The organism is Actinoplanes sp. NPDC051411, from assembly GCF_040682075.1.
In the GTDB taxonomy this organism is placed as follows: Bacteria; Actinomycetota; Actinomycetes; order Mycobacteriales; family Micromonosporaceae; genus Actinoplanes.
The window spans coordinates 72,220-81,686 of sequence record NZ_JBFBAD010000032.1; the positions used below are offsets into that span (position 1 = coordinate 72,220).

20 protein-coding genes are annotated in these 9,467 nt (G+C 67.3%); all 20 read right to left on the bottom strand.

Annotation, left to right across the window (positions count from 1 at the left end; all coding sequences use genetic code 11):
- Positions 1–174: 174 nt before the first annotated feature.
- Positions 175–618, bottom strand: coding sequence for a 50S ribosomal protein L15 (rplO, locus tag AB0M88_RS19590; RefSeq protein WP_364103670.1), 444 nt, complete (start codon positions 616–618; stop codon positions 175–177).
- Positions 618–800 (bottom strand): 50S ribosomal protein L30, encoded by a 183-nt coding sequence (rpmD, locus tag AB0M88_RS19595; protein ID WP_014440739.1) that lies wholly within the window; start codon positions 798–800, stop codon positions 618–620. Before rpmD ends, rplO begins: the two co-directional genes overlap by 1 nt.
- Complete coding sequence (gene rpsE / locus AB0M88_RS19600) at positions 800–1,423, bottom strand: 30S ribosomal protein S5 (RefSeq protein WP_360245554.1); 624 nt, start codon at positions 1,421–1,423, stop codon at positions 800–802. Before rpsE ends, rpmD begins: the two co-directional genes overlap by 1 nt.
- A 13-nt stretch (positions 1,424–1,436) precedes the next feature.
- On the bottom strand, positions 1,437–1,820 hold the full coding sequence (gene rplR / locus AB0M88_RS19605; RefSeq protein WP_364103733.1) for a 50S ribosomal protein L18: 384 nt from the start codon (positions 1,818–1,820) through the stop codon (positions 1,437–1,439).
- Positions 1,821–1,828: 8 nt separating this feature from the next.
- Positions 1,829–2,368 carry a 50S ribosomal protein L6 gene (gene rplF, locus AB0M88_RS19610; RefSeq protein ID WP_364103674.1) on the bottom strand — a complete coding sequence of 180 codons (540 nt, stop codon included), beginning with the start codon at positions 2,366–2,368 and terminating at the stop codon, positions 1,829–1,831.
- 14 nt (positions 2,369–2,382) lie between these two features.
- Positions 2,383–2,790, bottom strand: a complete 408-nt coding sequence (gene rpsH / locus AB0M88_RS19615) for a 30S ribosomal protein S8 (protein WP_364103677.1) — start codon at positions 2,788–2,790, stop codon at positions 2,383–2,385.
- A 75-nt stretch (positions 2,791–2,865) separates the two neighbouring features.
- Positions 2,866–3,051 (bottom strand): type Z 30S ribosomal protein S14, encoded by a 186-nt coding sequence (locus AB0M88_RS19620; protein ID WP_014440734.1) that lies wholly within the window; start codon positions 3,049–3,051, stop codon positions 2,866–2,868.
- Positions 3,052–3,053: 2 nt separating this feature from the next.
- Positions 3,054–3,623 carry a 50S ribosomal protein L5 gene (gene rplE / locus AB0M88_RS19625; RefSeq protein ID WP_364103679.1) on the bottom strand — a complete coding sequence of 190 codons (570 nt, stop codon included), beginning with the start codon at positions 3,621–3,623 and terminating at the stop codon, positions 3,054–3,056.
- Positions 3,623–3,943, bottom strand: a complete 321-nt coding sequence (gene rplX, locus AB0M88_RS19630; protein WP_364103736.1) for a 50S ribosomal protein L24 — start codon at positions 3,941–3,943, stop codon at positions 3,623–3,625. Before rplX ends, rplE begins: the two co-directional genes overlap by 1 nt.
- The gene (rplN, locus tag AB0M88_RS19635) at positions 3,940–4,308 is read right to left on the bottom strand and encodes a 50S ribosomal protein L14 (RefSeq protein WP_364103682.1); all 369 of its coding nucleotides are present in this window, start codon (positions 4,306–4,308) and stop codon (positions 3,940–3,942) included. The genes rplX and rplN overlap by 4 nt, the downstream gene beginning before the upstream one ends.
- A 128-nt stretch (positions 4,309–4,436) precedes the next feature.
- Positions 4,437–4,712: a 30S ribosomal protein S17 gene (rpsQ, locus tag AB0M88_RS19640; protein ID WP_364103685.1), complete on the bottom strand. Its 276-nt coding sequence runs from the start codon at positions 4,710–4,712 to the stop codon at positions 4,437–4,439.
- Positions 4,709–4,942 (bottom strand): 50S ribosomal protein L29, encoded by a 234-nt coding sequence (rpmC, locus tag AB0M88_RS19645; RefSeq protein WP_364103688.1) that lies wholly within the window; start codon positions 4,940–4,942, stop codon positions 4,709–4,711. The genes rpsQ and rpmC overlap by 4 nt, the downstream gene beginning before the upstream one ends.
- Positions 4,942–5,367 carry a 50S ribosomal protein L16 gene (rplP, locus tag AB0M88_RS19650; protein ID WP_364103691.1) on the bottom strand — a complete coding sequence of 142 codons (426 nt, stop codon included), beginning with the start codon at positions 5,365–5,367 and terminating at the stop codon, positions 4,942–4,944. The genes rpmC and rplP overlap by 1 nt, the downstream gene beginning before the upstream one ends.
- A 3-nt stretch (positions 5,368–5,370) precedes the next feature.
- Positions 5,371–6,213 carry a 30S ribosomal protein S3 gene (gene rpsC, locus AB0M88_RS19655; RefSeq protein ID WP_364103694.1) on the bottom strand — a complete coding sequence of 281 codons (843 nt, stop codon included), beginning with the start codon at positions 6,211–6,213 and terminating at the stop codon, positions 5,371–5,373.
- On the bottom strand, positions 6,213–6,692 hold the full coding sequence (gene rplV, locus AB0M88_RS19660; protein ID WP_364103697.1) for a 50S ribosomal protein L22: 480 nt from the start codon (positions 6,690–6,692) through the stop codon (positions 6,213–6,215). The genes rpsC and rplV overlap by 1 nt, the downstream gene beginning before the upstream one ends.
- 31 nt (positions 6,693–6,723) lie before the next feature.
- A complete protein-coding gene (rpsS, locus tag AB0M88_RS19665) occupies positions 6,724–7,005 on the bottom strand; it encodes a 30S ribosomal protein S19 (protein ID WP_364103700.1) in 282 nt (93 codons plus the stop codon).
- 15 nt (positions 7,006–7,020) lie between these two features.
- The gene (rplB, locus tag AB0M88_RS19670) at positions 7,021–7,860 is read right to left on the bottom strand and encodes a 50S ribosomal protein L2 (RefSeq protein WP_364103703.1); all 840 of its coding nucleotides are present in this window, start codon (positions 7,858–7,860) and stop codon (positions 7,021–7,023) included.
- A gap of 12 nt (positions 7,861–7,872) precedes the next feature.
- Positions 7,873–8,175, bottom strand: a complete 303-nt coding sequence (gene rplW, locus AB0M88_RS19675; protein ID WP_364103706.1) for a 50S ribosomal protein L23 — start codon at positions 8,173–8,175, stop codon at positions 7,873–7,875.
- Positions 8,172–8,819 carry a 50S ribosomal protein L4 gene (gene rplD, locus AB0M88_RS19680; RefSeq protein WP_364103709.1) on the bottom strand — a complete coding sequence of 216 codons (648 nt, stop codon included), beginning with the start codon at positions 8,817–8,819 and terminating at the stop codon, positions 8,172–8,174. The genes rplW and rplD overlap by 4 nt, the downstream gene beginning before the upstream one ends.
- Positions 8,816–9,466 (bottom strand): 50S ribosomal protein L3, encoded by a 651-nt coding sequence (rplC, locus tag AB0M88_RS19685; RefSeq protein WP_364103712.1) that lies wholly within the window; start codon positions 9,464–9,466, stop codon positions 8,816–8,818. The genes rplD and rplC overlap by 4 nt, the downstream gene beginning before the upstream one ends.
- Position 9,467 lies beyond the last annotated feature (1 nt).

The window sequence follows — 9,467 nt, forward strand, 5'->3', positions numbered from 1 at the left end:
CGATATTCCTAGCTGGGAACGGACTCTAACAGTCTTGGAGCGCCGCAGTGAGTCACGGTAGCCACCACTGCGGGTAGGCGCCCACCCGGCCCGAGGAACGGCTGGTCAGACGCCACAAAGGGGATGCTGCCCAGGCGACGCGTTTCTCATCGCCCGGGCGAGCACCCCCACGTATCACAGCTCGGTGGCGGAACCGCCGGCTGCCGCGATCTTCTCCTTGGCCGACCCGCTGAAGGCGTGCGCCGAGACGGTCAGCGACACACCCTCGAGCTCGCCCGAGCCGAGGACCTTGACCAGGTGGCCCTTGCGGACCGCACCGGCCTCGACCAGTTCGGCCGGGCCGACCTCGCCGCCGTTCGGGAACAGCTCGGCGAGCCGGTCCAGGTTCACGACCTGGAAGACGACCTTGTTCTTGTTCTTGAAGCCCTTGAGCTTCGGCAGGCGCATGTGGATGGGCATCTGCCCACCCTCGAACCGGGCCGGAACCTGGTAACGCGCCTTGGTGCCCTTGGTACCGCGACCGGCGGTCTTGCCCTTGGAGCCCTCACCGCGACCCACGCGGGTCTTCGCCGTCTTGGCACCGGGCGCCGGGCGCAGGTGGTGGACCTTGATCGCCATTACTCGACCTCCTCAACACTCACGAGGTGGTTCACGGCGAAGATCATGCCCCGAATCTCGGGGCGGTCCTCCTTGACCACCACATCGTTGATCCGCTTCAGGCCGAGCGACCGCAGGGAGTCCCGCTGGTTCTGCTTGCGGCCGATACCGGACCGGACCTGGGTGACCTTCAAGCGTGCCATCAGTGCACCGCCGCTTCCGCACGCGCTGCCAGCATGGCCGCCGGCGCCACGTCCTCGACAGGCAGACCACGACGGCTCGCGACCTGCTCCGGCGACTCGAGGCCCTTCAGCGCGGCCACCGTCGCGTGCACGATGTTGATCGGGTTCGACGAGCCGAGGCTCTTCGAGAGCACGTCGTGGATGCCCGCGCACTCGAGCACGGCACGCACCGGGCCACCGGCGATGACGCCGGTACCGGCGGAGGCCGGCTTGAGCAGCACGACACCCGCGGCCGCCTCACCGGTGATCGGGTGCGGGATGGTCGCACCGATCCGCGGAACCTTGAAGAAGTGCTTCTTGGCCTCCTCGACGCCCTTGGCGATGGCCGCGGGCACCTCCTTGGCCTTTCCGTAGCCGATACCGACGGTGCCGTCACCGTCGCCGACGATCACCAGGGCGGTGAAGCTGAAGCGACGACCACCCTTGACGACCTTGGCGACGCGGTTGATCGCGACGACCCGCTCGAGATGCGGGGTCTTGTCGACGGGCGCGTTGCCGCGGCCGCCCTCGCGGCGGTTGTCCCGGCGGTTGCCACCCTCGGTGTTACCGCCGGACCCGCCGCCTCGGCGCTGCTGACCAGGCATTGGTCAATTCCTCCTAGAACTCGAGTCCGGCTTCGCGGGCCGCCGACGCCAGCGCGGCGATCCGCCCGGCGTACTTGTTGCCACCGCGGTCGAAGACGACCTTGGAAATGCCCGCGGCCTTGGCCCGCTCCGCGAGCAGCGCGCCGACCTTGGTGGCCAGGGCGCTCTTGTCGCCCTCGCCGCCCCGGATGGACGCGTCGAGCGTGGACGCCGAGGCCAGCGTGTGGCCCTTGAGGTCGTCGATGATCTGCGCGGTGATGTGCCGCGAAGACCGGGTGACGACCAGGCGGGGACGCTCGGCGGAACCGCGGACGTTCTTGCGGACCCGGAAGTGCCGACGCGCCTTGCCGACGGCACGCGCGGCGGCGACACCGGCGCCATTGCGGCGCTTGAGCAGCGTGGCGGTCACTTCTTACCTGCCTTTCCAGCCTTGCGGCGGATGACCTCGCCCTGGTACTTCACGCCCTTGCCCTTGTAGGGCTCCGGCGGACGGATCTTCCGGATGTTGGCGGCGACCTCGCCGACCAGCTGCTTGTCGATCCCGGCGACGGTGAACTGCGTCGGGCGCTCCACCGAGAAGGTGATGCCCGCCGGCGGAACCACGTTGACCGGGTGCGAGAAGCCCAGAGCGAACTCCAGGTCCTTGCCCTTCGCGGCCACGCGGTAGCCAGTGCCGTTGATCTCCAGGGTCTTCTTGTAGCCCTCGGTGACGCCGACGATCATGTTGGCGACCAGGGTACGAGAAAGGCCGTGCAGCTCCTTGGCCTTGCGCTCGTCATTGGGACGGTTGACGTGCAGCTCGGTGCCGTCCCGCTCGACCGTGATCGGTTCGGCGACGGTGTGCGAGAGCTCGCCCTTGGGGCCCTTGACCTTGACGGTCTGCCCCGTGATGGTGACATCGACGCCGGCCGGGACCGGGATCGACTTACGTCCGATTCGCGACATGTCAAAGTCTCCAGTTACCAGACGAAGGCGAGGACTTCCCCGCCAACGCTCCGCTTGCGGGCCTGCTTGTCGGTCAGCAGCCCCTGGGACGTCGAAATGATCGCGACGCCCAGGCCACCGAGCACACGCGGGAGCTCGTCGGCCTTGGCGTACACCCGAAGACCGGGCTTCGAGACGCGCTTGATGCCGGCGAGGCTGCGCTCGCGGCTCTGGCCGTACTTGAGCTCTACGACCAGACGCCTGCCGACGGCGCCTTCCTCGGGCTCCTCGGCCGACCAGGAAGCGATGTAGCCCTCGGCCTTGAGGACCTCGGCGATGTTCGCCTTGATCTTCGAGAAGGGCATGGTCACCTTGTCGTGGTACGCCTGGTTGGCGTTTCGCAGACGCGTAAGCATGTCTGCGATCGGGTCCGTCATCGTCATGGGTATTCGTCAACCTTTCTCGCCGGGGTTCCCGGTTCGACCGGGCCTACGGCGAAGCGGTAATACAAGTCGGGGTTACCAGGAGGCCTTGGACACGCCGGGCAGCTCACCACGGTGGGCCATGTCCCGCACACAAACCCGGCACAGGCCGAACTTGCGGTAGACCGAGTGCGGGCGACCGCACTTCTGGCAGCGGGTGTACGCCCGTACGGCGAACTTCGGCTTCGCGGCCGCCTTGATGATCAGCGCCTTCTTAGCCATTCTCAGTTCTCCTTGAACGGGAAGCCCAGGAGCTTGAGCAGCGCCCGGCCCTCGTCGTCGGTCGTGGCGGTCGTGACCACCGTGATGTCCATGCCCCGCGTGCGATCGATCCGGTCCTGGTCGATCTCGTGGAACACCGACTGCTCGGTCAGGCCGAACGTGTAGTTGCCGTGGCCGTCGAGCTTGCGCCCGTCGAGACCGCGGAAGTCGCGGATACGCGGCAGCGCGATCGACAGCAGCCGGTCCAGGAACTCCCACATCCGGTCGTTGCGGAGGGTGACCTTCGCGCCGATCGGCATGCCCTCACGCAGCTTGAACTGCGCGATGGACTTGGTGGCCCGGCGGACCAGCGGCTTCTGGCCGGTGATCGTGGTCAGATCCCGCACGGCACCGTCGATCAGCTTGGCGTCGCGGGCGGCCTCGCCCACACCCATGTTCACGACGACCTTCACGAGGCCGGGAACCTGCATGGGGTTGCCGTACTTGTACTGCTCCTGAAGCGCGCCGATGACCTCGGCACGGTACTTCTGCTTCAGACGGGGCAGCGTCTTGGTTTCGGTAGCGGCAGTCATCAGAGTTCCTTACCGGTCGTACGCGCGATGCGGACCTTCTGGCCGTTGTCGTCGATCCGGTAGCCGATCCGCGTCGGCTTGCCCTGGTCGTCCACGATCTGCACGTTCGAGATGTGGATGGGGGCTTCCTGGGTCACGATGCCACCGGTCTTCGAACCACGCTGGGTGGTACGGATGCGTTCATGCCTCTTGACGCGGTTGACGCCCTCGACCAGGAGCTTGTCCTGCCGTGGGTAGGCCGCGATGACCTTGCCCTTGGCACCCTTGTCCTTGCCGGCGATGACGACGACCGTGTCGCCCTTCTTGATCTTCACGGTCAGAGCACCTCCGGCGCCAGGCTGATGATCTTCATGAACCGCTTGTCGCGCAGCTCGCGCCCGACCGGGCCGAAGATGCGGGTACCGCGGGGGTCGCCACCGTCGCGGATGATGACGGCGGCATTCTCGTCGAAGCGGATGTACGAGCCGTCCGGCCGACGCCGTTCCTTGCTGGTGCGCACGATGACCGCCTTGACGACGTCACCCTTCTTCACACCCGCGCCCGGAATGGCGTCCTTGACCGTGGCGACGATGACGTCACCGATGCTCGCGTAACGACGACCGGAGCCGCCGAGTACGCGGATGCACAGGATCTCGCGCGCACCCGTGTTGTCAGCGACACGAAGTCGCGACTCCTGCTGGATCACTGGGGTCTCCTATGTCTGCCAGTTCTCCGGGCGCCCTCTTGCCGAAGTTCTGGTTTCGGCTGGATGGCGTCCGAAGCTTGGCGGAACGAAGGTCCGCTGGGCCGACCGGGGGCCGGCCCAGCGCACTCTCACTTGGCCTTTTCGAGGATCTCCACGATCCGCCACCGCTTGGTGGCGGAGAGCGGACGGGTCTCCATCAGGGAAACCCGGTCGCCGATACCGCACGCGTTCTGCTCGTCGTGCACGTAAAGCTTGCGCGTGCGACGCAGCACCTTGCCGTAGAGCGCGTGCTTGACGCGGTCCTCGACCTCGACTACGACGGTCTTGTCCATCTTGTCGCCGACCACGAGCCCCTCGCGCACCTTGCGCTGGGCACGGGGAGCAGCAGTGCTGTTCTCGCTCATGCAGTCACCTCATCCGGCGCAACCGAGAGCCCCAGCTCGCGCTCACGCATGATCGTGTAGATCTTCGCGATGTCCTTGCGGACGACCTGAAGCCGCCGGTGGTTGTCGAGCTGGCCGGTCGCACCCTGCACCCGCAGGTTGAAGAGCTCGCCCTTGGCCTCCCGAAGCCGGGCCACCAGGTCCTCTTCAGAGAGTTCCCGGAGCTCGGCCGCTTTCACGCCCGCCGCCATCAGCTTTCACCCAATTCGCGTGTAACGATGCGGCACTTCATCGGGAGCTTGTGGATCGCGCGGCGCATCGCCTCACGCGCGATCGTCTCGTTCGGGAACGACATCTCGAAGAGAATGCGTCCCGGCTTGACGTTCGCCACCCACCACTCGGGAGAACCCTTACCGGAACCCATGCGGGTTTCGGCCGGCTTCTTGGTCAGGGCCTGGTCGGGGAAGACCGAGATCCAGACCTTGCCGCCACGCTTGATGTGGCGGGTCATCGCGATACGGGCCGACTCGATCTGCCGGTTGGTCACGTACGCGGGCTCCAGCGCCTGGATACCGAACTCGCCGAAGACGACCCGGTTGCCGCCCTTGGACGCGCCGTGGCGGTCCGGGTGGTGCGGCTTGCGGAAGCCCTTCGGGGGCTTACGCGGGATCAGCATGGGTCAGCCCTCCTGCTGCGTTTCGGCCGCGGCCGGAGCAGCGGCAGTCTCGTTCTGCGCGGGCGCGGGCTCGGACTGCGCCGCCTGAGCGGCACGGCCGGCCTCGGTGCCGCCGGCGGTGGTGCCCGACGAGCCCGAACGGGTACGGCGCGGACGATCCGGACGGTCCGAGCGGTCACGGCGCGGACGCGCGGGCGCCTCGGGGGCGACCTCGCGACCCGGCACGGCGTCGCCCTTGTAGATCCAGACCTTCACACCGATGCGGCCGAACGTGGTACGGGCCTCGAAGAAGCCGTACTCGATGTTGGCGCGCAGGGTGTGCAGCGGAACGCGACCCTCGCGGTAGAACTCCGTACGGCTCATCTCCGCGCCGCCGAGGCGGCCGGAGACCTGCACCCGGATGCCCTTGCAGATCGGGTTCTTCATCGCCGACTGCATGGCCTTGCGCATCGCCCGGCGGAAGCTGACCCGGGAGGACAGCTGCTCGGCGACGCCCTGCGCCACGAGCTGTGCGTCCGACTCCGGGCTCTTCACCTCGAGGATGTTGAGCTGGACCTGCTTGCCGGTCAGCTTCTCGAGCTCGCCGCGGATGCGGTCGGCCTCGGCGCCCTTACGGCCGATGACGATGCCCGGCCGGGCGGTGTGGATGTCCACGCGGACCCGGTCACGGGTGCGCTCGATGTCCACCTTGGAGATGCCGGCGCGCTCGAGGCCCTTGGACATCATGCGGCGGATCTTGACGTCCTCGCCGATGTAGTCCTTGTAGAGCTTGTCCGCGAACCAGCGGCTCTTCCAGTCGGTGGAGATACCGAGGCGGAATCCGGTGGGGTGAACTTTCTGGCCCATTACTCGGACTCCTCCGTGGTCTCGGGCTCTGCCCCTGAATTCTGAGCAGTGGCGGCGCTCGTTTTCGCGGGCGCTGCCTTCTTCGCCGCCGCGGCCTTCTTGGCCGGCCGGGCGACCTGGACCGCCTCGACGGCGATCGTGATGTGGCAGGTGCGCTTGCGGATCCGGTACGCCCGGCCCTGCGCCCGCGGACGGAAGCGCTTGAGAGTCGGACCCTCGTCGACGAACGCCTCGCTGACGAGGAGTGCGTCGGGATCCAGCCGCTCGTTGTTCTCCGCGTTCGCGATAGCGCTCGCGAGCACCTTGTAGACCTGCTCGCTCGCCGCCTGCGGCGCGAACTGCAGGACTGTCAGAGCCTCCTTCGCGGGCAGTCCGCGGACGAGGTTGACCACACGGCGTGCCTTGTTCGGCGAGATGCGGACGTGCTTCGCAACCGCACGACTGCCCGGAAGCGCCGGTGCATCGTTCTTTACTGGCATCGCTGTGACCCCTTTCTTGTCCGTGGACTGACTAGCGACGACGGCTCTTGCGGTCGTCCTTCTCGTGACCCTTGAACGTGCGGGTCAGAGCGAACTCCCCGAGCTTGTGCCCGACCATGGCCTCGGTGATGAACACCGGGACGTGCTTGCGCCCGTCGTGCACCGCGATCGTGTGCCCCAGCATTTCGGGGATGATCGTCGAGCGCCGCGACCAGGTCTTGATGACGTTCTTCGAGTTCTTGTCGTTCTGGACTTCCACCTTCTTGAACAGGTGGTCGTCGACGAACGGGCCCTTCTTCAGGCTGCGAGGCATCTTCTTCTACTCCCGTTACCCGCGCTTGCGGGTGGCGTAGCGGCGGCGAACGATCAGCTTGTCGCTCTCCTGGCCCTTGCGGCGGGTACGACCCTCCGGCTTACCAGCCGGGTTGACCGGGTGGCGACCACCAGAGGTCTTACCCTCACCACCACCGTGCGGGTGGTCGATCGGGTTCATGGCGACACCACGGACGGTCGGGCGCTTGCCCTTCCAACGCATGCGGCCGGCCTTGCCCCAGTTGATGTTCGACTGTTCGGCATTGCCGATCTCGCCGACCGTCGCGCGGCAGCGGATGTCGACCCGGCGGATCTCACCGGAGGGCATACGCAGCGTGGCGTACGCGCCCTCACGGCCGAGCAGCTGGATACCGACACCGGCCGAGCGGGCCATTTTGGCGCCACCGCCGGGACGAAGCTCCACACCGTGGACCGTCGTACCGACCGGGATGTTGCGCAGGGGAAGGTTGTTCCCCGGCTTGATGTCCGCGCCCGGACCCGACTCCACGGTGTCGCCCTGGCTCAGGTCCTTCGGCGCGAGGATGTAGCGCTTCTCGCCGTCGGCGTAGTGCAGCAGCGCGATGCGGGAGGTGCGGTTCGGGTCGTACTCGATGTGCGCGACCTTGGCCGGCACGCCGTCCTTGTCGACCCGCTTGAAGTCGATCAGCCGGTACTGCCGCTTGTGGCCGCCGCCCTGGTGCCGGGTGGTGATCCGGCCGTGGACGTTGCGGCCGCCCTTCTTGGGCAGCGGAACCAGCAGAGACTTCTCCGGCGTCGACCGGGTGATCTCGGCGAAGTCGGCGACGCTGGAGCCACGACGGCCCGGCGTGGTCGGCTTGTACTTACGGATAGCCATGATTTACACCCCTTAGCTGACCGGGCCGCCGAAGGCCTCGATACGGTCACCGTCAGCCAGCTTGACCATCGCGCGCTTGGTCGCCTTGCGACGGCCGAAGCCCGTCTTGGTCCGCTTGCGCTTGCCCTCGCGGTTCGCGGTGTTCACCGTCAGCACGCGGACATCGAAGATCTGCTGGATCGCGATCTTGATCTGGGTCTTGTTCGCGTCCGGGTGGACGAGGAACGTGTACCAGTTCTGGTCGAGAACGCTGTAGCTCTTCTCGGAGACCACCGGCGCGACGATCACGTCACGCGGGTCGGCGATGGTAGTCACTTGTTCCCCTCCTCAGCGGCCGCCGGCACGCCCAGGAATTCGTCGAGCGCGTCCTTGGTGAAGACCACGTCGTCGGCGACCAGCACGTCGTACGTGTTGAGCTGACCGGACTCGATCAGGTGCACGGACGCCTCGTTGCGCAGCGAGAGCCAGTTCAACTCGTCGGTGCTGCTGAGGACGACCAGGACCTTCCTCGACTCGGTCACCTTGCGCAGGGTGGCGATCGCGGCCTTGGTCGACGGCTTGTCGCCGCTGACGAACGCCTCGATCACGTGCACCCGCTCGTCGCGGGCCCGGTCGGAGAGAGCGCCACGCAGGGCGGCGACCTTCATCTTCTTGGGGGTCCGCTGGCTGTAGTCGCGGGGCACGGGACCGTGCACGACGCCACCGCCGGTGAACTGCGGCGCGCGGATCGAGCCCTGGCGGGCGCGACCGGTGCCCTTCTGCTTGTACGGCTTCTTGCCGCCGCCGGCGACCTCGCCGCGGTTCTTGGCCTTCGCCGTACCCTGGCGGGCCGCGGCCAGCTGCGCCACGACGACCTGGTGCATCAGCGGGATGTTGGCCTGCACGTCGAAGATGTCGCCGGGCAGCTCGACCGAGCCGGCCTTGGCGCCCTCGGCGTTGAGCACGTCAACCGAGCTCACTTGGCACCGCCCTTCTTAGCCGCGGTACGGAGCAGGATGAGCCCACCCTTGGGGCCGGGAACCGCGCCCCGCACGAGGATCAGGTTGTTCTCGGCGTCGACCGCCTGCACCGTGAGGTTCTGGGCGGTGAAGCGCTGGCTGCCCATCCGGCCGGCCATCCGCACGCCCTTGAACACGCGGCCCGGGGTGGCGCAGGCGCCGATCGAGCCGGGTGAGCGGTGCTTGCGCTCGACACCGTGGCTGCTCTTGAGACCGTGGAAGCCGTGCCGCTTCATGACGCCGGCGTAGCCCTTGCCCTTGGTCTTTCCGGTGACGTCGATCGGCGTACCCGCCGCGAACGTCTCGACGGTGACCTCTTGGCCGAGCTCGTACGACTCGGCGTCGGTGGTGCGCAGCTCAACCAGGTGGCGGCGCGGCGAAACGCCGGCCTTGGCGAACTGCCCGCTCTTCGGCTTGTTGACCTTGCGCGGGTCGATCGCACCGAACGCCAGCTGAACCGCCGAGTAGCCGTCCTTGTTGTCCGTGCGGACCTGGGTCACGACGCACGGGCCGGCCTGCACCACGGTCACGGGGACGACCTTGTTGTTGTCCCAGACCTGGGTCATGCCGAGCTTGGCGCCCAGGATGCCCTTAACTTGCCTGTCCATT

Bases quoted from the DNA above. Each gene is read 5' to 3' on its own strand.
- rplO (WP_364103670.1), bottom strand. From the start codon at position 618: ATGGCGATCAAGGTCCACCACCTGCGCCCGGCGCCCGGTGCCAAGACG.
- rpmD (WP_014440739.1), bottom strand. From the start codon at position 800: ATGGCACGCTTGAAGGTCACCCAGGTCCGGTCCGGTATCGGCCGCAAG.
- rpsE (WP_360245554.1), bottom strand. From the start codon at position 1,423: ATGCCTGGTCAGCAGCGCCGAGGCGGCGGGTCCGGCGGTAACACCGAG.
- rplF (WP_364103674.1), bottom strand. From the start codon at position 2,368: ATGTCGCGAATCGGACGTAAGTCGATCCCGGTCCCGGCCGGCGTCGAT.
- rpsH (WP_364103677.1), bottom strand. From the start codon at position 2,790: ATGACGATGACGGACCCGATCGCAGACATGCTTACGCGTCTGCGAAAC.
- AB0M88_RS19620 (WP_014440734.1), bottom strand. From the start codon at position 3,051: ATGGCTAAGAAGGCGCTGATCATCAAGGCGGCCGCGAAGCCGAAGTTC.
- rplE (WP_364103679.1), bottom strand. From the start codon at position 3,623: ATGACTGCCGCTACCGAAACCAAGACGCTGCCCCGTCTGAAGCAGAAG.
- rpsQ (WP_364103685.1), bottom strand. From the start codon at position 4,712: ATGAGCGAGAACAGCACTGCTGCTCCCCGTGCCCAGCGCAAGGTGCGC.
- rpmC (WP_364103688.1), bottom strand. From the start codon at position 4,942: ATGGCGGCGGGCGTGAAAGCGGCCGAGCTCCGGGAACTCTCTGAAGAG.
- rplP (WP_364103691.1), bottom strand. From the start codon at position 5,367: ATGCTGATCCCGCGTAAGCCCCCGAAGGGCTTCCGCAAGCCGCACCAC.
- rpsC (WP_364103694.1), bottom strand. From the start codon at position 6,213: ATGGGCCAGAAAGTTCACCCCACCGGATTCCGCCTCGGTATCTCCACC.
- rplV (WP_364103697.1), bottom strand. From the start codon at position 6,692: ATGCCAGTAAAGAACGATGCACCGGCGCTTCCGGGCAGTCGTGCGGTT.
- rpsS (WP_364103700.1), bottom strand. From the start codon at position 7,005: ATGCCTCGCAGCCTGAAGAAGGGCCCGTTCGTCGACGACCACCTGTTC.
- rplB (WP_364103703.1), bottom strand. From the start codon at position 7,860: ATGGCTATCCGTAAGTACAAGCCGACCACGCCGGGCCGTCGTGGCTCC.
- rplC (WP_364103712.1), bottom strand. From the start codon at position 9,466: ATGGACAGGCAAGTTAAGGGCATCCTGGGCGCCAAGCTCGGCATGACC.